Below are 21065 nucleotides of genomic sequence, written 5' to 3' on the forward strand. Positions count from 1 at the left end.
TGTTCAGCTTCTCTGCCGTGTTGAAACTGTAAGACTTGCCGGAGGTTTCGCTCTTGTAGACAATGTTCTCTTCAGCAAGCTCCTTTAGTCCGCGCCCCACAGTGTCGGCACCGGGTAATAGCGTATTAGGTCTCTGCTTGAACTGCCCTATAAGCACATTGATGTCCTCAAGGCATTCTCCACCACAAAGGTAACTGAAGAAGAGAGAGCCGAAAATACTTCCATGGCAGAATGCTTTGCCACTATTTCCACGTTTGCCCAATACAGATTCGGTAAGTTTTTCAAAGCCCAGCTTTGAGAAAACGTCCATAATATGATAAATTCCACCGAAAGAAGTGATATTCTCGTTTTTAATTGCTACCTTTGTCATGTCAGATTTTTGCTTACTTATTATGTTTGTAGCACCAAGATAGGTGAAATTTCTGACATATCCAAGTGTTTTGAGAACTTTGTTTCTCAGGCACTTGGAGTTCTTACAAGAATTTATGCTGCGAAATTAAGGTTTTTCTGCAAATATAATGTTTTCCTATGACAACTCCAAATCTGCATCTTGGTTTTCACATTCTTATTACAACTGATAGGCGAAAGGAGCATTACACTATTACGCTCACAGCATAAGAGAATAGCGAACATAAATCTAACAATACTTTTATTTTAAGTTTGCTGTCATTTTAACATTTAGACAGAAACACCTGTAAACTAACCTGTTACATCTTCATTCAGAGTGACAGAAGTGACAGGAAAATTATTATTAGGATCGTGTTCCACATTTGAAAAGTCTAAGGAGAGACGGATATTTCCCTCTAAATATAATCTGTAGTGACTTTTATTGTGCGGGATTCCCCAAAACCCAGGAGTTGATTCAATTCTTCCATTTATTTCTTTTCTAAATCTTAATTTTTGAAACAAGCTTCTATTTCACTAATCTTATCCATTATCCACCCCAACACTTCTCTTTTTTTTATTGCAGGATATTGAGCAGGATTATGCCAGTTATTAGCTGCGTTATCAGAAATCCAACTCCAACCGTAAGGGTAATTTTGGGTTGGTTCATGTGTAAAGCAATCTAATTTAGGTTGCAGCGGAATAGTCTTGTCCTCCGAAGCAACCGCAATCCACACTTCTTTCCAATAGGCTTTGTCTGTTTTAATAACGATAAAATGATTTTTTTGCTATTCAAACTTTTCCATAAAGCACCATTGTCATCTTGACGCTGTTTAAAGCCTATACCTATAAGAGGCTTAATTATATGTTCTTGTCTTAATTTATCTCCAATTTGTTTCTCTAACATTAGCAATTCAGAAGTAGCATCTATATTATCAATGGCTTCATTGATGATACTTTGTGAATATTTTGTATCCATATCTTGATAAGTAAGTTGTTTAATAATTGTGATATAGTCTTTAATGGTGCGGTGAATAGGCTTTTGTGGATAAGTAGTCATTAACCTATCTAACAATCCTAATATATCCTGCGCATAAGAAAGTTTGATAAATTCAAAATGTCCCCCTCCCAATGAATCTGAAGACGGTTCACTACCATATAAAGTAAGATAAACTAATTTGAAATTATTTTCTCCAAACTGTTTCACCCCATAGTTATAATATCGAAGTAATTGATTGGGTTGGTCACATGCGTAGATTTTATTTTCTATGATAATGCCATGCTTACCATCTTCAAGAATAATATCTATGCGACCTCCTGTAGTTTCTGTTACTTCACCTACATATCGTTCGGCAATACTCTCATTACAGTGTGTGATATAATTATCATCTACTTTTATAGCTGTAACAAGAAATTGCCTAAGGAATTCATTTCCCAAGCCATGGTTTGCTTTGGGATTGAATAATGTTGCAAGCAAACGTGAATGCAAACGCATTTCGTCAGAGCATATATTCAATGCCGAAAACACATTAAAGTTTTCTCCTTCTTTTTCTTCTTTTTGAAGTCTATCTTGCTCTGCATTATGCATGTCTGACAATTTAGATAGTAGCTCTTTGATACTATTACTCATAATAAACATATTTTAGTTAGATTTCCCCTCCATCATCTTATTCAACTCTTCCTCCTCCCCGTACCCATATCTGTTAAATGCCCTACTTATCATTATGGTTTGTAACAAACTATTCTCATTTGAAATATTCAACAGCGCAAAGATAAAAATAATGTATGCAAAACCAATGCTTAGGTCCAAGAAACAAACCATCTTCTCCATAATATAATGCCTTCATTATTAAAATCAACCTGCGGTAAAACTTAACCAGAGAGATACGATATCTACTAACACTTCTCAAACTATATCAGCCTAATCTAATCGCAAAGCTGATAAGTTCGCAGAAATAGAAAGATGTTTTAGAAATGGTATGATTGTAACTCCTATTTCCTCTCGACCAATAATACCTTCCAAATCTTCTTCTAATACAGTAACAGGTTTAACAACAATTCCGCAGCCATCTTCCCTTCTTTCTAAATGGAAATTATATGTAGCATTATAAGCTTTTATATATTCTATATTAGGAGAGTTCGTAATATACACTGGGTACAAAAGTTTAATTACTTTATATTGAATTGAATAACCATTAGAAATCTGGAATATAAAGTTGTTGAGTGATCGCAAATCCTCCTCTATTTTTTCAACAGGCATACCACTTTCCATCATATAAATAATCAGATGAAATAAAGGTAAAGATGTTGGCATACTCCCCCCAAAATAAGAATACTCAAAGCCATTAAAATAGCTATCTGTATCAAATTGTGTGAGCTTATATAAATCACGCAATGAACTCTCAGCAAGTTTTTCCCTAAAATTTTGAAGATGTGGCAGTAATTCATGAATACCAAGTTTCTCTCCTAATTGTGCCTCAAAAGCTCGAATCATAATATACTTTATACTATATCTGAATGGCTCACGAGATAAGAATTTACTCATATAACCTTCATAACAAGCTTGCGCGCCATAGAAATGATGAAATATATGCTTAGTCACATCATAGTCCATTACCAAGACAATGTTATTAAATCCAAATTTATTACCGACAATATCAGGTTGCTTACTATCATCTATGTGCGCACTCACGACATTAAGAATTCTAAAAAGATGCTTGGGGTCTAAGCGATCTAAGTCTTCTATTATCAATACTGGCTTCTTTGCCTTCTTCACTTTCCCATTTAAGGAATGGTCTTGACTAATCCATTTAATAGCCTTTTTTATCAGTTTTGTATATCCATCTTCTTCATGAATACAGCCAGCTGTATTAGCAAACTGCGATAAATACTTATCTACAGTGTGCTTCTTCTCATCATATTTTTTCTTTATCTCAAGGAACTTATTATAGCCTTCATTGCACAACTCTCCCAGCGGTATCAAAGAAAGCAAGAAAGGCACAACAGATGTCAAGTCAGCAAGGGTAAATATAGAACCAAATAAAGCATTTAAATCAATATTCTCAAGCAACTTTCTTTCATGCAATTGAACGATAATATCTCTTTTAATATATTCAAAAACATCCTCATTCTTTGCAACAGAATAGTTTACTGGATAAATAGTAAAGAACTCATATTTATCTTGCATTGCTTCATCCCTTCGCAACTCATTCAGCAAATAGGTTTTTCCATCGCCAAACTTAGCAGACAAAATAATTCTATCCGTCTTTTCAAGGTACTGAGCAAATTTTTTTAAATTACCAGATATATCAATTTTATCTAATATTATTTTCATAGGTCTTTGTTTTTATAGATTAATAATGTTTAGAAATGATTTAAGTTTAAATTATACTGAACAAAGATACAAAAATTTATAATAAATACCAAAAAAATACACTTTTATTTTTCCAGTGAGAGGAAGTACACATTACTTTCTATCCCATTCTTACATCAGTCTACTCTCTTTTCAATCCCACATTCTCTACTAAAACCGGATTGAAAAGTCTTTACACAAACTCAAGTAAAACACCTAAAACAAAGGCGAAAAACACGTATAAAAAGTAAGCTTGCAATAAACAGGAAATCAGTTAGTTACAAAGGCGATACAGAAAAGGTGCTTAATTGGACTCCAAAAGGGCGTTAGTAAGGGGCTTAAAGGGCATCTTTTGCAAGCCAAAAGAGCGTTAGGTAAAAGGTAATTTACGCCCTTTCTGATTTCCGATATTAGAATTATCTTTACAAACCTTATTATTAGTTGTTTCTTTCTTCACAAATAGCACGAATCTATGTAAAATATTATAAAGTTTCATACAGAGACACAGAGTACATCGAGATTTATCAATTAGCAAAATATAAAGCCTACAGAAGCGCTGACAGCGATTAGAGCAAAGAAGTGTAGTTGCTAACTATATTGATTGTGAGAGGACCCTCTGTTACTCCTTGTGCTCACAGCACCTCTACTCATTTACGTTATTTCTCTTTTGCCTCTGTGGCTCTGTGTGCCTTTTTCATATCCGAACCTATTAATATCCTAACATTACCCTATATGAAACTCATTTGAAAGAAGACTTACAAACTACTCAACTATCAAACAATATATATTCACGCACTGAAGAATAGAGAAAGGAAGTCTACACGCAACAGAGAAAAATAATTTAAACTTAAAGGGACATTCACTTGCTTTTTTCAAAAAGATTTCGTACATTTGTACTCGTTTTTAATTTACCTAACAGATAATATAACTATGAATTTGAAGATTAAACTACTACTCATTGCGCTAACCTTGTCGGTATCCGCAAATGCACAGGAAATGAAGGAACAGGATGTTTTTAAGCATACAGCAATCGACACAACGCAGCTGATTGTTTCTTATGACCTAACCGTTAAATATGACCTATCAGGACAGAATAATCCTGACTTTGAAAAGGTATATACTTACATCGGACGTAAGGTGTGCCAGAGCTTTGTGGAGAGTGAGCATAATGCCGACCTGCGCATGGCTAAAGCCTTTCTACGTAATGGGAAGCGTGGCTCAAGAGCAGCTATGAAACTCGTCGCTAACGTTGGTGAAACCTATATTGGCTATCCAAAGGGAAAGACAACAGTTATTTACAATATGGACGGGGCTGGCTCTTACCTTTATCAAGAGGCTACGCCAAAAATGCAATGGAAACTTACAACCGAGCATAAAATGCTTTTAGACTACGATTGTACAGCCGCAACCTGTTCTTATCGAGGAAGAAATTATAAGGTATGGTTCACTACCAAGATTCCACTTTCCTATGGTCCTTGGAAGTTTACAGGACTACCGGGATTAGTTATGGAGGCTGAAACCGAAGAAGGGGATTATCACTGGACGGTTACTGGCATAGAAAAGCCTAAGACAGTAACCCCTATCTATTTTCTTGACAGGAACTATGTAAAGACTTCTCGTGAGAACACCCGAAAGCAAGAGAGGCTCTTGCTGAAAGATCCTGCAGGCTACCTTGAGAGCTATGGCTACAACTTCACTACGACTAATTTCAATGGACAAGTTGTGAAACTAACGCTCTTTACATTCGACAATCCTTTGGAACGAGAATGATAAGACGCCTACTTATCTTACTATCGTTTATCGGCTTATTGTCTATAAACAGTATGGCTCAGAACAGTCAGGGAGACTCTCTGACTATTACTGGGCGTGTGGTTGATAATAAACATCAACCTATGGATGGCTGTATTCTTACAATCATACAAGAAAAGGATTCTTCCATTCTTGCCAGTAGCGTGACCAACGAAGATGGTAGATACTCTATCAGCTACCCAACAACAAAAGACAACCTACTTTTAAGCCTGACAGGATTCAATATAAAACGGCAGGTGAAGCGGATAACCCCTATAAGTCAGACCGTTAACTTCACCACCACCTACGAGAGTATCACCCTGAAAGAAGTGGAGATAAAGGCAAGAAAGCTATGGGGAAGTAGGGACACACTGAACTACTTGGTCTCTGCCTATATGAAAGGACAGGACAGAACCATTGGTGATATTCTCAAACAGCTGCCAGGTATCACGTTAGAAGGTGGCATGGTGAAGTATCAAGGTGTACCTATCAACCATTTCTACATTGAGAACATGGATATGTTTGCAGGCAAATATAGCATCGCAACGAATGGTATTAAGGCTGAGGATGTCAGTACGGTACAGGTGATGGAAAACCATGAACACATCAAGGCATTACAGGATCAGATACCACCTGAATCGGCAGCTATCAACTTGAAGCTAAAGAAGAAAGCAAAAGGCAGATGGCTAAAGACCGTAGACTTAGGGGTAGGCTTCGATTCTAACGGTTTACTAAGAGATGTCAATGCTGCCCTTATGTACTTTGCACAAAGACAACAGCACGTTTTCTATTACGAAACAGATAATACTGGTTCAAGTGTCAACTGGCTTAAGTCATACTATGGAGAGAATTATATTAGACCCTCGAACCTTACTTCTATTATCTTGCCAGGCTCTTCTCCTGTCGGTAAGAGCCTGCGTAACAATCAACATAACCTCTGTTTCAGTAATCTCAACAAACTGAGTGAGACGGCGGAAATAAAGTATAACATTACTTACAGGCACGATATCCAACGGCAAAGTAGTTATTCGCAAACCACTTATCTACTCCCCGACGCAACGACTCGTATGATATCAGAAGATATATCAGCCCGAAACACAACGAATGCGACCACAGTGCAGTTGCATCTTGAGGATAATGGCAATAAGACTTATCTTAAGAACACACTTGACTTAGCTGGGAATTGGAGCGATGACAACGGACTGGTTGTATCTAACAAGGCCAGTTTTCTGCAGCATGCCTTTAACAGGAACTTAGGACTAAACAATCATACGGAATGGATCCAACGTACAACCAATGGCGGAGGTTTCTATCTAAAGACTACCAACTTTGTACAGACAAACCCACAAGCTCTCGCCATTGAAGGGGATATGCAGGCAAGACAAGATGTAAGACTCTCAAACATGGGAAGTTACAACAACCTTACTTTAATAAGAAACATCCGAAAACACAATTGGACTATTGCTCCTTCCGCAGAGTTTGATATTGAATATGTGGGACTGAAAAGTCTATTAAACGATACAGCTGTGACGATGGCTACGAGCGGAGACATGGGCTACTTGCAGATGAAAAGCAACTTGGGAGCCAACCTACAATATGTCAAAAACACGTTCCGCCTATCGTTCAATCTACCTTTATCGCTCAACTACACAAAGGTGGATAACGAACCTATTGCTAACGAGACAACGAAGGGAAAGCGCATGACCCTGCTCTTCTCGCCATCTTTTACAATGCTTTGGAAAGCAACAGACAATTGGACGCTTTCTGCAGGAGGGAGTTATGGTATGTATCCTACGAACTGGAGAAACCTAATGACTGCTTATCTGATGAGCAACTATAGGACACTGAACCGCTACAAAGTGAACCTATCCGAAAACAAATCGGCTACTATACATGGGAAGATACACTACAAGAATATCCCTCATCAGTTCTTTGCCTACCTCTCTGGGGCGGTTAGCCGCTCATGGAGTGACATCCTCTATGGTACGACAATAGACCAGAATGCACATACACTACTGCAAGCTGAATATGCTCCAAACCATAGTAACAATTACTCAATAACGATAAGCACAAGAAAGGAAATCGCTTGGCACGACACGAGTATTGGCGCAACAGCTGAATACTCTACTAACACAAGTAAGATACTACGCCAGTCTGTCATCACCAACTATCAGTTTAATAGCTTCTTTATCACTGCTAACCTTGCCTTTAATCTTATCAAGTATATCCGATTGACAGATAACTACAAGTGGACTATCTCCCAATCAAAGGCTGGTAACTACATAAATACTATTCGCAACATCAGCAATGAGACGTCTCTTGACGTGACTTTCCTCCCTGATAAACTACTGTTGAATACGACCTTACAATACACACATAACAGTGGTTTTACCGATAGAAAGGACTATACCTTTATGACTCTTAGCATCACCTTCAAGCCAAGTAAGAAGGTGCAACTCGTTCTTAATTTCGATAACATCTTCAATACTGACACCTTTGTCTATCGTTCTAATAGCAACCTCACCGAAGGCTACACCCTCTACCAGCTCCGTCCAAGATGTGTGATGCTTACTACTCACTTCGCTTTATAACTGAAAAAGTAGGTGTGTCCGTCCCTATCTTGACAAGAATAGGAGAATACTGTCAACCTCGAATATTGTTTTTTGGAACTTCCGAAATATAGAGTGATAATCTAAAACTCTTACATAATAAGGCACACAGAGGCACGGAGTGGAAGGAGAAGAGCGCTATGTCAGGGAGGTGCCAATGGCACAAAGAGCGACAGAGGTGTAGCATACAGATTCTTGACATCATTTGAGATAAATGCTTTGGGCATAGAATCTCAAATAAAACTGGCAAATAACCTCCGTTGCTCTACGCACCGACGGTGCCTCTGTGACTACCATTACTTTGTATGTAATAATCCTCCGTCTTCTCCTTTTCTCTGTGTGACGTTTCTTATAAGTCCTAAACTCAGGTAGTCCTTATCACTCCAAATCCCCGAAGATATTGATTTCTCTCTATTAAACCACCCCTACTTATTTCCTAAGATATTATCCAGAACGGGATATATCTCCGCTTCTCTCTCGTATGGATAAAGCCTGAAGCGGGTGTTGCCATTCAACATTGCAGAGACATTAGCTTTGCTTTTATCATAGAAGATGTGCACTGGGATATTACGAGCCTCAGCGTATGCCAATTCATAACCGACGCCATGAGAGGGGTTCGTACACTCTGCGATGAGCACCTCAGACAACTTAATCCACTCTGTATCACGCTCATATATATGCTCATCATCCTCTTTTGTACGTGTCTTCACACTTAGGTTTCCTAAACCGATGTGCTCCGTAAGTACTATATCGGTCTTGTTGATATAGTCTATCATCCGCTTATACACTGCAGCATCCTCTCTACCGCCACGGATAGAACCTGCGAAATATACCGTCTTCTTCATTCTATAACACTTTCTTTGGTAACTAATCAACGAAAATGAAGAGAAATCGAAGCTGACATAAACAAACTGATAATGAGGAATGAACGGAACGATTTGCGTAGAAATGCTCTTTTCAAAAAGGGCAGAATTCACCGATTATATCTTACTACATTACTACAATAGGAGTTAAAGCGGTGAAAGAAAAAGGATTAACGTGTAGTAAAATACCCGAAACAATGGTACTACGCAGTAACTACATCTGCCCTTCTTCTTTCACCGCTTGATTACGATTAAAAAGGAAATTATATGCTGTTTGTTATTTGCCTGCCAATCCTCTGAAGCACGCTTTCATTGCTTACAAGTATGGAGGCTGTACCCGTCATTCCACTGATAATTTTATACTTGCAATCTGTTACTTTTACCTGTGCTGTGAACACGTTGCCTGCTGCCGTTTGTCGGGGCGTATGCATTGTGGCTGTTATCATGCCATTGGCTGCACCATACATTTCTGTATTGTATCCCTCCAACTCGATGCTAACGTTCTTTCCTTTTTTTACAGTATTCACGTATTTATAAGGAATATCTACTGTGCCTTGTTGCCTGTTGGTCATCTCAATTCTTGCGCTGATGGTTTCGGGATAAGGTATAAAATATGCACCTACTAACAGTACTAATAACACAATGGTGATGATTGTGATACCATATCGTACAATTCTTGATGGTATCTCGCCGATGATATGCCTTATCTTCTCGCTGCGGAGTTCTATCTTGTCGTCTGCCATAGTTGTCTTTCCTTTACGTTAGTTGCCTAACTCCAATTGATTCTTTACAAGATTGTAGTATGCACCACGCTTTGCCGTGAGTTCCTCGTGGTTGCCGATCTCGACCACCTTGCCTTTATCCAGTACCACTATCTGGTCGGCATTCTTCACCGTACTTAATCTGTGAGCCACTATAACTACCGTCTTGCCTTTGTAGAACTCGTCCAGATGTTCCACAATCATACGTTCGTTGTTAGCATCAAGCGAGTTGGTGGCTTCGTCAAGGAAAATATAGTTGGGGTTCTTATAGACGGCTCTCGCTATCAATATACGCTGTTTCTGCCCTTGGCTCAAGCCCACACCATCGCGACCTATCTTAGTATTATACTTTAATGGCAGCCCCATCACATAATCGTGAATACAGGCTATCTCTGCAGCTGTCTGCAATCGCTGTTTGTCTATCTCCTTATCGTCTACGGCTATATTGCGTGCTATTGACTCAGAGAATATCACGCCGTCCTGCATAACCACGCCACATTGTCTGCGCCACCACTTCTTATTGAGCGTGTTTACATCTGTTCCTCCAATATTGATTTGTCCGCCCAGCACAGGATAATAGCCCAGCATGAGTTTGATAAGGGTGGTTTTTCCGCTACCCGACGCACCTACAATAGCTGTTACCTTGCCTTTGGGGATTGTGAGGCTAACATTATCTATAATAGTTTTCAGTGCATGCGGGTCGTATTTGAAGTTTACGTTTTCAAGGTCTATGCCCTTATCCTCTTCTTTCACAGAGGTTTCCAATCCTTGCTTTCCGTTCTCATCGTCCATACGGTGGATTTCGTTGATACGTTCAAGGCTTATCTTTACATCCTGTACAGAGTAGAAGAAACTCATCAACTGTTCCACTGGCGAATTGAGCTGTCCAATAATGTACTGCACGGCAAGCATCATACCCAGTGTTAGTTGTCCGTGAATAACAGCAGTTGCTGCCACCACTGTGATGACGATGTTCTTTAGTTCGTTGATGAAGATGCTGCCTGCCTCCTGTGTCTGCTGGAGTTTCAGCGATTTCATCTGCACTCCAAAGAGGTCTGCCTGCACGTCCTCCCATTCCCAGCGTCTGCGCTGCTCGCAGTCTTGGAGCTTTATCTCCTGCATGGAGGTGATAAACTCGTAAGTCTTGTTGTTGTTGATGGCTTGCTGCTCAAAGAGTTCGTAGTCGAGTACCTTTCTGCGTCTTAGGAAGAGCGCAAGCCAACCGCCATAAAGCAGACTGCCGAGCATGAAAATGGCGAAGACAAGCCAGTTATAGGATAGCAATACAATGCTGAACACCACAAAGGTGAAAAGCGAGAACACAATACTGAGCGTTTGTTGTGTCAGAAACGAGTTTACACGGCTATGGTCGCCCATACGCTGCATAAGGTCGCCCATTAGTTTGGTATCAAAGAACGACATTGGCAACTTTAAAAGCTTAATGAAGAAATCACTCACCAACGAAATGTTTATACGCAATGAGATATGGAGCAACAGCCAACGGCGGATAAAATCGATGGCAGTTCTACTAATGGTAAGCATCAGCTGTCCAAGGAGTATCAGCCATATAAAGCCAATGTTTTGGTTTTTAATGCCCACATCCACGATAGATTGTGTGAGGAAAGGCAGAATGAGCTGCAATAGGCTGCCAACGAGTAAGCCTAAAACAATTTGACCGAAGTACTTGCGATATTGCTTAATGTAACCAAAGAGGAACTGGAAAGACCTTGGGCTGCCGTCCTCTTCCTCATTGTCCACCTTATGCGAGTAGAACTCCAGTGTGGGCTCGAGAAACATCGCTATACCTTTCTCTTCTCCTTGAGAAGCAGTGCTTACCCAGTGTTTCCCGAACTCCTCAAGATTATATTTCACGAGTCCCTTGCCAGGGTCAGCCACATAAAAGATACGCCCTTTCCTCACCTTGTAGAGCACGACAAAGTGATTCTGATTCCAATGGAGGACGCAAGGAAGAGTAGCCTTGCTCAGAGTATCAAAATCGGTTCTTGCACACATTGTGCGTAGTCCGAGCTTATTTGCAGCTTCATTGACACCCAGCATAGAAACTCCCTCTGATGTCGCAACACAAAGTTTTGACAATGTACGCAATGAGACTTCCCTGCCAAAATGTTTACATACCATTTGCAAGCAGGTGATGCCGCACATCATACTGTCCGACTGAATTATACACTTGAAGCTATCTTTCATGCTAAAGCCTTTTACAACCTTGACTTTTCATCATTACCGGCACCTGTTCCCTTGTATTTGCCTTTTCCTGTATTGTTGAAATTGTAAGACACAGAGATACCAATGATCCTAGTATAGCCGTACGAGTCCTTAGTCATAGTAGCCACACTGTAATAACCCGTCCAACGGTCGCGCTGCTGCTTGAATATGTCGTTGGCATATAGTGAGACGGTCAGAGATTTCTGTAGGAAATCCTTTTGCAATCGGAGGTTGACGCTAAACGAATGCTTGTTTCTGGTAAATCCATCATCATAGCCTGACCTGTACCTCAAATAGAGCATTGCCTTGCAGGTATTGTTTATTTCAAACCAGTTGCGGAAATCCATCTTCCACAAGGGCTTGTTCAGATCTTCTGATACCCCATATTGTTTCACATCAAGGAACTGCTGCCAGTAGCCTAACAGGAGTGAAGGCTTGTAGAATCCGAATTTCGGCGACAGTGTAATGGAGGCGTTGAACGACTGCTGTTTGTCGAAATTCTTATTTCTCCAGATAGTAATCTCAGAGTCCTCCTGATACAAATCTGCAAATGAGAACCGTGCATCTTTCCGGTAATTGTACCCAGCTGCAAGATGAAGCCATGAATAAGTAAAAAGCAAGTCAACGTTATGTATTATTGTGGGTCTCAGCAGCGGGTTGCCTCCCTCATACTCGTAGCGGTTGTCATATTGCACATTGGAGCTAAGCGACTGATAACTAGGCCTGCTTATGCGCTTCCCATAGCTGAACTGCACCTCGGCCAGCCTGTGGTGCCAGCCAATGGAGACATTGGGGAACAGATCGTTATAATCACGGCTCTGTCCTGTCTGCAATTCCCCAAATGAATAGTAGTAGGATTTCACATCCTCATAACGTAATCCAGCAACGATATTGAAATTTCCAAAAGGAGCACAGTACTCGGCAAACAAGGCAGTGTTGCTCTCGCGTATCTCGTCATCCGATGACGTGAGTATTTGCTCAACATTGTTGTATAACCCATGTGTTTTAGTATGGGACACCTCACTGCCGACACTTACCTCTCCCTTCCATATGGGATAGGTAAGGATGAGCTTTGCAGCCAACATCCTGTTCCTGTTGGTGCTTGAAGAATGGATGAGACGGCCCTCTAATTCCTCGCTGCTTTCTGCCGACATCTGGTTGCGGGAAGACTTCTTCCACACCCATGTACCATTTAGGTCTATGCCAAGCTTCCCCACTTTGCCCAGGTAATACAAATTAGCCTCGTGTTGTGGGTTTTCGTTTTCAAGAATGGTCATCTGCTGGTCAACATAGCCTTCCAATACTTGGTTTCTCGTTATGGTCTGTTGCGTGTTAGCGTGTCCTCCCTCGTATATAGAGCCATCGAGTTTGTAGGACAGCCCAATCAAGTTGTTCCCACCGATGTCATAGCTTGCCCCAATCTTCCCGTCGGCGATAGTATACCAGAAATCATTAGGGCACACTTGTAATATATTAATATGGTTGCCATTGCTCTTAAAGTCATCTGTGATCGTTGCATCCGCAGCATTATAGCCATTTGTAAAAGATAAGGCCCCAGTCACTTCAAGACCACCTGTATGATACTTGATGGCAGCGTCATCGTAAGTGGTCCATTTCCGGGCATACTCACCTTGGCCGAAGGCTGTCACGCCGATGCCGCTGCTTGTGTTCTTAATGGTACTTATACGAATGACCGAACCCACTTCCGAGTTGTATCTTGCCCCCGGTGTCGTGATGATGTCTATACTTTTTATCTCATTCGATTTCAAGTACTTGAGTTCGTTGGCATTCTGTACCTTCCTGTTGTTGATGTATATTTCAGGTGTGCCTTTGGCAAAGACCGTGAAATTGCCGTTATTACCTTCAATGCCTGGCAGCATAGAGACGACATCGTTTGCCGTTCCCACATCCTTCAGTAAGGAGTTATGAATATCAATGTTCAGTCCACCGGCAACAGCCTTATATTGTGGTAAAGAACCTTTCACGATGACCTCAGCAAGGGTTCGGTTGCCTTCATCCAATATTATATCCCCGATATTACTACTTTTGAATGCTATCAGTGTTGTCACATATCCTATGCTCGACACTTTCAGAATATTGTTAGAGCCCCCTGTCTCCAAAGAAAAAGAGCCGTCTTCCTTAGTCACAGTCCCTGCCATGAAAGTGGAATCCTTGGCGTTGAGCAGCACAACATTGGCAAATGGTATGGGAGCATGATGAGTATCCACTACTTTGCCCATCACGCTTTGTGCGTAAGATAGGACAACAAGCTGTGACAATAAACACATTAAAAGTATTCTTCTCATAGTTCTTTACCGTTTAAACTGTTAATCAATAGCCTCCAAAGAGGTTCATCAGTCCTTATAACCACCAGTAATGTCAAAATCTTCTTAATATATTCTTGACGGAACTCGCAAAACTCCTTTTGGGGACGATTAGTAAAACATCCTTTTTTCTCGTCATAAAATCTCTTCCTCTGTAAATGAAGATAAGTGATGAGAGTAATTTTCCTTGACCACAAACTGTGCTATTTCCAACAGACTCGTTTTGTCTGCCATGAAGATAGCGTAGTCCTTAAATGTTGCAATCTGTTTTTCCATAATGCTTTTTGTTTCTTGATTTATATGGCAAAAATACTTCTTATCCAAATATCACCTATTACACTTTTGTGTAATTTGGTATCTCTCTCTTTGTTTTTTACACTTTTTTGTAATCTGTTTGCGGTGTTCCACATTAAAAATGTACTTTTGTTGTGAAATATATCAGAGGACCTTAACATGTTTAGCATATATGACAGACATAAAAGATTTCTTTATAGCATCGAACACCGTGCGCAACGCACCTGACTATGATTCCAATGTACTCTCTACATTGGCGCAAACCGTAGAGGCTTTTGCTCGTGTTACCTATCAGAGTGTTTACTTGATAGACTATTACAGGCAGGAATTTCTTTATGTGTCGGACAACCCATTGTTTCTTTGTGGACATACGGCAAAGGCAGTGAAGGAATTAGGCTACAGCTTTTACTTGGAGCATGTACCGGAGGACGAACAAAAAATGCTTGTTGAGTTAAACTGCAGTGGGTTTAAGTTTTTTGAGACTTTCGATAATGTTGATAAATACCAGTGTTCTATGTCCTATCACTTTCATCTGAAGAGTGGAACAAAAAGTAAGTTGATTAATCACCAGCTTACTCCCATTCTATTGACAGATGAAGGTAAGATATGGATTGGTATGTGTGTCGTATCACTATCTTCACATAAAACAGTGGGACATGTAGAGTTTCACAAAAAGGGTAATCTTAACTATTGGAAATATTCTTTCGAAGGGCATCGGTGGAAAGAATGTGATGGAATATCACTCAAAGAAGAAGAACTTGAAGTGCTACGGTTGTCAGCAGCAGGGCTTACCATGACGGAAATTGCGAACAGAATGTGCCGCTCGTTAGATTCTATCAAAACCTATAAACGCCACGCCTTTGACAAATTAGGCGTGACGAATATCACCGAAGCTATTTCAAGAGCTACCTTAAACAAACTCTTCTGAAAAAATAACTTACGGCAAAAGCGAAGAGAGATAGAATTTAGGAAAATAGTTCACAGGTTTTCCTGTAGCAAGATTGTACATTGCCGTTGTACACAAGCCTGCTGCAATCCATGATGCTATGGACAGTTGCGGAGGTGGGAGCATTTCGCTTTCCTTTTTATATTGGGTTACAATTTTGTCTAACCACTCTTTAGGTTGATTCCAAAAAGCCCCGTGTCCGGTAACATACTCAGCTACCTTTAATTCAAATCCCTTTGGTTCTTCTTCAGTCAGTTCAGATAAAGAATGCCCCAATGGGTCTACAACCGTAACAAAGCCAGCCCAACCAAAATTGTATGGGTGCAGTACTGGGATTTTTCTTTCCTTGCAAATTTCATCAAAGACGAATGGAGTTTTATCCTTAAAGTCCAATGCATTGATAGCTACATCATGCCCATTCAGCATCTCTTCAATGTTATCAGGGTTAAGGAACTCCGTATGGTAATCTATCTGCGCATTTGGATTGATATTTAGCAAACGCTCAGCCAAACATTCCGCCTTGTATCTACCAATGTCATTCTCTGTATAGTTCTGCCTGTTCAGGTTGCTTCGCTCTATCTTGTCTCCATCAACGATGGTGATATGTTCAAAACCAAATCTTAAAGCGCATTCTGAGATAATACTGCCAATACCTGCACCACCAAGGAATATCTTATAATCCTTGATGACGCTTTGTTCTCTTTCGCTCACATAGAGCCTGTTTCTGCTGTATCTTTCTTCCATAACGAAATAGTTATTTTAGGCAAAAGTAGATGTAATAAAGCATATATACTCTACACAAAAGTGTAATAATCAATCACATTATTGATTATTTTAGATTTTATAACATATTCAGGAGATAACATGTTGCTACTCCTCATAGTTATCCTCCAACAACCTTTCCAAATCCGAAGCCTAATAAAGTATCTTCCCTGCAAACTGCGTGTAGGGGATAATCCTCCTGTCCCTATAGTCCTGCAGGGTACGGGGACTGATATACAGCCGCTCGCACACTTCTTTACCTGTGAGGAAGTGCTCACCGCCAAAGAGTGGCTTGTGTGTCTGCGCCACTTCCTTTATCCTTCTACTTACACTGCTGATAGCGGACAGCACCACCTGCATGTCGTCAGCCTTCATGTTCAAATCTCTTACCTGTTCCATAGTTCTCTTGCCTTATTTGTTGTTCTTGGATTTGTCTGTGTTTGATTTCACAGATTTGGTTTCCAATAATCGGCCCACATCCTCACGCTTGTTATAGCACTTGTGCCCGATTTGGGAGAATGGCAGCACGCCTGTATCCCGATAGTGCTGCAAGGTACGCTTGCTGATATTAAGCAACTTACACACACCATCATTGTGTAGCCACTCAGTGTGCTAGCGCTGTTCTCCAAATGAAATGCCTTGTGGCAGGTTTCTGTCAAAATTACCATGTGCTTATCATACTACTCTTTCTCTTCATAATTTCACTCTTGGAAATCAACCAAGCAGATAATGAAAAGAATTGCAGATAAAGGTAAACATACGTTCTTTGTTAGGCAGAAAACAGCGAAGCCAAGTAGCTCGCTCGTTCCTAAATCGTTACCTATTTACTTTTACCAATAAGGTAACTTCTTTATTTTCAATTAGATATATTTTAACAATTATCTTCTTTGGTAACTTTAATCTTTGTAACACCCGTCCACAAAGATAATACTTTATACCGATAAACGAATTAAGCATACTATAAAAAGCTCATGATCACAATGAAATCAAACGAGGACTATGGCAAACTTCATAATAATCATCAAGGGAAGAGCCATTTGAAAACACTATATCTTCATGTTTCTCAATCCCGTAAGCAGAATGAACATGACCAAACAGATGATATTTAGGTTTCGTTCTCATCACCTGACTACGAAGAGGACTATTCCCCCAATGCGTGTTGTTGCTTTCGTCCAATATCATGATGGGTGGTTCATGGGTCACAAGAACGTCTATACCCATGGGTATCAAGCTCTCTAAATGATTATATCCTAAGCCAAAGAACTTGACTCCCTCTATCTCACACCCACGGTCTTGAAGAAAATGAACATTAGCTGGCAAGTCTTCTATCCCATCTGCTTCCCACAAGCAAAGGTCGTGGTTACCAACAATGAATATCTTGTGCGAATAAGGTAGAGAGATATACCAATTCAGAAAGTCGAGCACTTCTTCTTCCGTACCCATATCGGTGAAGTCACCGCAATGGACAAGGACATCGGCTGCAGGCATACTGGTCAACCGTTGATGTCGGTTGTGTGTATCAGAGATTTGAAGTATTCTCATCGTCGTGTCGTAGTCGTTTAATATAATAGGTAATAATAGTTCGTCATCGTCGCAAGCCTCTTCTTACAACCTCGCGTCAGCTTCCTTGTGAATACAAATAACCTCCTTTGGATGCATCATACCGATAACTTTCTTTATCGCATCTCTATCCACATGTCCAGAAGTATGTATATCCACAACGTTATGGAACATCTCTCGAAACTCCTTGTACTTTGCGTTCGCCCTCACCTGCTCCTCTCTCATGTAGTATCCATTCCAAGAAGAGTAGATGAGGATTGTCTCCTCTTGTGGAAGTCGGTTGAGAAGAGCCTTTACCTTGTCGCCATGTGACGGTCCTACAACCATCGTAAAGCCTCTATTTCTCAGTTTGCTATACAGTCTATCAGTATAAAACTGCGGTGAAAAGGAGAACAGACCCCTCCCCAGATTGCCCTCTCGCTCAGTAAAGAGCTCCATCGTTCTTTTCATAAACGAGGACATAATACACAAAGGTTTCTTCGTCTTCTTGGTCGCATGATTTATACTTCCTAATCGTTCTATATCCGTGGCTGAGGCCAAAACAAAGACATACTTGAAGGCTTGCATCACATCTATCATCTCCATCGACACCCTATACTCACTAATAGCTTTGTCTTCTCGGCTTAGCATCGTACCCTCTGTAATCAGCACATCAATGTTTGTTGCGTATTTTCTCAGCATGAGAAACTGTCCTTTACTCATGTAGCCATGTCCACGATAATCGCCTGTATGCCAGAAACGTTGCCCTTCGGCTTCAATGAGAAACATGTGTGCATCATATATACTATGGCAGCAGAAGAAAGGAGTTATCCTAATATTCCCTACCATTATAGGCTTAGGATAATCCCCACGTCCTGTTCGCTTCCAAGTTCTGAACGTTTCTAACTTGTCTATAAGTGTCTTTGTTCTGCGACAGCACTCCTCAAGTCGTTCCCCTTTTGACCTATCGGGCACCCGCTGCTGACCACACTTTTCTCTTTCTATCTCGTATCCCTCCAGCAGAGTCTTATATTTTATAAGTAAGAGTTCCTTACCTCCTTCGCTAATAAACTGGTCAAATGGGATATATGGGAACAAACCTACATGGTCTTCGTGGGCATGCGTATAGAATACTGCCTGGTGCTCTTTCTCATTATTCTCGACAATATCAGCAACCATAAGAGCGTCTTCTTCAGGAGTTGTTGGCTTTCCATTGCCTGGCAGATTCTGCCCAAAGTCAATGAAGACTCTGGACGACTCTGTCCATATCTCGGTTATGCAACCTCCTATCTGGTCAAGTCCTCTATGTATTTTTATCTTCATCATACGTCTAAAATGATTTGTTCATTATGCCAAACTATCAGTGGCACAGCCATTCCCTCCGCTTTTGCCTCATCTTGTGCTTTCTCTACTTGCTCTTTCAAAGCTTCCTTTTCCTCGTTTCCTCGATATGCAAGAATGAGCATCATACGTGGTGTATCCGACAAGTTCAACCCTGTATAATCGCCCTCTAACAGTCCTAACGCTGCCTTCTGACGGATGATACGTTCCACATCCGCCCTTAGAACGGCACAAGCCTTGGGATTACTCATAATTTTGTTAGTCTTTTTTATATGGTCGACTATCCCCGACTTACCGTCTGTTGCATCCATTCCCACCTTTAATTCACCAAGATAAACATCATTCTCACCCTTATCATTTTTCTGCGTATCAACCACAACAAGGTCAATTCGTGTCCTACTTATTCGCTCTTCTTTCTTGATATCCGACTGAGGGAGCTGCCACTCCATATCTACAACAACAAATCTGTTGCTAAAACTACGGTTTCCCAAAGCGATATTCTGCTGGACCTCAAACTCCACCCCCGCTTTGTAACTACCAACCAGCCGCTTAGCTTCTCTAAAGTATTGCCTTAACTGACTCTTATCTCTTAGTGTCTGTATCAAATCTCCATCCTCGAAAGAGACAGAAGGTGGCGTAGCGTTCTTGTAATACTTCTCTGATAAGGTGTCTATAGAAGGCTTCCCTTTAAAGTAACTTATCGTCAAGATTCTATCCTTATGATAGTAAATCATAACCTTATTGTTCATTCTGATTTCAAAAGAAAGCGCTGGGTCCTCCTTGATGACATCGAATAATTTCTGTAGGCATCCTCCTTCTTGATAAGCCTGTAAATGTTCGTCTGTAATGGTTCTCATATTTTCCTTCTCTTAATCGTTAATACTTTATTGTCATTATTCGTCGTAGACTATCCCTCTGTTCATCTTACTTATTTGTATGGGTAAACCTACTTATCCCTCTACATAAGCGAGATAATACAGACTGCTGACGGACTATACCTTCCTAAAGGACCGCATATCACAGTCTTACAACCACCCTATCAACTAACATTCCAGCAAGCGTTTATCGTCTCAAGGGGTAGTTGTCGTTGATGTAAGGAGCTTTTCTGCCCACTCCTTAACCTCGTCATCCATTGCAGCCATGTCTGTCTTTATTCTGTGAATAGTTTTATTATAGCATTAAGTATTTATTTACTAAAAATCAACAGCACTAATAGTCTATTGCAAAGATAGTATTTTTATCCGAAGAATTACAAATAATCTTTGATTTATTCGCACAGCATTATTGTCGTTCCTTGCACTTGTCTGACAAGTTTAGAAATATCTTTACAATTTTAGAGGCGAATTATCTAAAACAAAGAAAAGACTGCGCACGAAGCAAGTCTATATCCACAAGGAAATCAGCGAGTTATGAAGAGCAAAGAAGAGGAGGCCTTACTATCTTTAAGAAGGGCCTCTTCTATGAGCAAGAAGGGCCTCTTCAACGAGCAAGAAGGGCGTCCTCTTCGAGCTAACTAAGGCCTTTCTTCTTTCGTGGTTGGAATTTTCTTTACAATACCCACGCCCACCAGAAGCCTCACCCCCAGCCCCTCTCCGAAGGGAGGGGCATGATCACCGAGGTTACCCATATTGGTTAGCGGCCCCTCCCCCTTCCCCTCCCCCGAAGGGAGGGGCGTGATCACCGAGGTTACCCCTATTGGTTAGCGGCCCCTCCCCCTTCCCCTCCCCCGAAGGGAGGGGCGTGATCACCGAGGTTACCCCTACTTCGCTGCTTGTGTCTTAATGGGGCTGTGCACCCTTGTACGTTCTGTTCTTCTGTGTAACTCTGTGAGAGAAAGAACGCAAGAGGCTCGTTGGAAATTTTATCTCTCACAGATTTT

Annotated in this window: 15 protein-coding genes and 2 pseudogenes; 3 read left to right on the forward strand and 14 right to left on the reverse strand. The window is 40.7% G+C overall.

From position 1 onward, the window contains the following. From HMPREF0666_RS14075 to HMPREF0666_RS14090, 3 genes and pseudogenes are all read right to left on the reverse strand, one after another. Window positions 1-370 (reverse strand): annotated as a pseudogene (locus HMPREF0666_RS14075) (IS1380 family transposase); the annotation flags it as partial. Window positions 371-1066: 696 nt separating this feature from the next. After that, window positions 1067-2014: a PD-(D/E)XK nuclease family protein gene (locus tag HMPREF0666_RS14080; protein ID WP_009013037.1), complete on the reverse strand. Its 948-nt coding sequence runs from the start codon at window positions 2012-2014 to the stop codon at window positions 1067-1069. 291 nt (window positions 2015-2305) lie between these two features. After that, window positions 2306-3718 carry a P-loop NTPase fold protein gene (locus HMPREF0666_RS14090; RefSeq protein ID WP_009013039.1) on the reverse strand — a complete coding sequence of 471 codons (1413 nt, stop codon included), beginning with the start codon at window positions 3716-3718 and terminating at the stop codon, window positions 2306-2308. A 948-nt stretch (window positions 3719-4666) separates the two neighbouring features. Between HMPREF0666_RS14090 and HMPREF0666_RS14095 the strand changes: the two genes are divergently transcribed. Beyond that, a complete protein-coding gene (locus tag HMPREF0666_RS14095) occupies window positions 4667-5506 on the forward strand; it encodes a GLPGLI family protein (protein ID WP_009013041.1) in 840 nt (279 codons plus the stop codon). Beyond that, window positions 5503-8115, forward strand: a complete 2613-nt coding sequence (locus HMPREF0666_RS14100; RefSeq protein ID WP_009013042.1) for a TonB-dependent receptor — start codon at window positions 5503-5505, stop codon at window positions 8113-8115. The genes HMPREF0666_RS14095 and HMPREF0666_RS14100 overlap by 4 nt, the downstream gene beginning before the upstream one ends. A 443-nt stretch (window positions 8116-8558) precedes the next feature. On the opposite strand, the gene HMPREF0666_RS14105 is transcribed toward HMPREF0666_RS14100, so the two are convergent. The 5 genes from HMPREF0666_RS14105 to HMPREF0666_RS17705 form a co-directional block, all read right to left on the reverse strand. Next, window positions 8559-8978, reverse strand: a complete 420-nt coding sequence (locus HMPREF0666_RS14105) for a nucleoside 2-deoxyribosyltransferase (protein ID WP_009013043.1) — start codon at window positions 8976-8978, stop codon at window positions 8559-8561. A 281-nt stretch (window positions 8979-9259) separates the two neighbouring features. Next, the gene (locus HMPREF0666_RS14110) at window positions 9260-9739 is read right to left on the reverse strand and encodes a hypothetical protein (protein ID WP_009013044.1); all 480 of its coding nucleotides are present in this window, start codon (window positions 9737-9739) and stop codon (window positions 9260-9262) included. 18 nt (window positions 9740-9757) lie between these two features. Continuing rightward, window positions 9758-11962, reverse strand: coding sequence for a peptidase domain-containing ABC transporter (locus HMPREF0666_RS14115; protein WP_009013045.1), 2205 nt, complete (start codon window positions 11960-11962; stop codon window positions 9758-9760). Window positions 11963-11973: 11 nt separating this feature from the next. After that, a complete protein-coding gene (locus tag HMPREF0666_RS14120; protein WP_009013046.1) occupies window positions 11974-14286 on the reverse strand; it encodes an outer membrane beta-barrel family protein in 2313 nt (770 codons plus the stop codon). Between the two features lie 153 nt (window positions 14287-14439). Continuing rightward, entirely contained in the window at window positions 14440-14580 is a 141-nt protein-coding gene (locus HMPREF0666_RS17705) for a hypothetical protein (RefSeq protein WP_009013047.1), read from the reverse strand. Window positions 14581-14770: 190 nt separating this feature from the next. Between HMPREF0666_RS17705 and HMPREF0666_RS14125 the strand changes: the two genes are divergently transcribed. Then, window positions 14771-15526 carry a helix-turn-helix transcriptional regulator gene (locus HMPREF0666_RS14125; RefSeq protein ID WP_009013048.1) on the forward strand — a complete coding sequence of 252 codons (756 nt, stop codon included), beginning with the start codon at window positions 14771-14773 and terminating at the stop codon, window positions 15524-15526. A 9-nt stretch (window positions 15527-15535) separates the two neighbouring features. Here HMPREF0666_RS14125 and HMPREF0666_RS14130 read toward each other — a convergent pair whose 3' ends face one another. The 6 genes and pseudogenes from HMPREF0666_RS14130 to HMPREF0666_RS14150 all read right to left on the reverse strand — a co-directional run bounded on the left by HMPREF0666_RS14130 (window position 15536) and on the right by HMPREF0666_RS14150 (window position 20043). After that, window positions 15536-16288 (reverse strand): ThiF family adenylyltransferase, encoded by a 753-nt coding sequence (locus tag HMPREF0666_RS14130; protein WP_009013049.1) that lies wholly within the window; start codon window positions 16286-16288, stop codon window positions 15536-15538. A gap of 171 nt (window positions 16289-16459) precedes the next feature. Further along, the gene (locus HMPREF0666_RS14135) at window positions 16460-16705 is read right to left on the reverse strand and encodes a helix-turn-helix domain-containing protein (RefSeq protein WP_009013050.1); all 246 of its coding nucleotides are present in this window, start codon (window positions 16703-16705) and stop codon (window positions 16460-16462) included. A 12-nt stretch (window positions 16706-16717) separates the two neighbouring features. Next, window positions 16718-16974 (reverse strand): annotated as a pseudogene (locus HMPREF0666_RS16885) (helix-turn-helix domain-containing protein). 307 nt (window positions 16975-17281) lie between these two features. Next, the gene (locus tag HMPREF0666_RS14140) at window positions 17282-17848 is read right to left on the reverse strand and encodes a metallophosphatase domain-containing protein (RefSeq protein ID WP_009013051.1); all 567 of its coding nucleotides are present in this window, start codon (window positions 17846-17848) and stop codon (window positions 17282-17284) included. Window positions 17849-17911: 63 nt separating this feature from the next. Then, the gene (locus HMPREF0666_RS14145; RefSeq protein ID WP_009013052.1) at window positions 17912-19171 is read right to left on the reverse strand and encodes an MBL fold metallo-hydrolase; all 1260 of its coding nucleotides are present in this window, start codon (window positions 19169-19171) and stop codon (window positions 17912-17914) included. Beyond that, the gene (locus tag HMPREF0666_RS14150; RefSeq protein ID WP_009013053.1) at window positions 19168-20043 is read right to left on the reverse strand and encodes a hypothetical protein; all 876 of its coding nucleotides are present in this window, start codon (window positions 20041-20043) and stop codon (window positions 19168-19170) included. The genes HMPREF0666_RS14145 and HMPREF0666_RS14150 overlap by 4 nt, the downstream gene beginning before the upstream one ends. Between the last annotated feature and the right edge of the window lie 1022 nt (window positions 20044-21065).

The sequence above is a fragment of the Prevotella sp. C561 genome, assembly GCF_000224595.1.
GTDB classification, from domain to species: Bacteria; Bacteroidota; Bacteroidia; order Bacteroidales; family Bacteroidaceae; genus Prevotella; species Prevotella jejuni.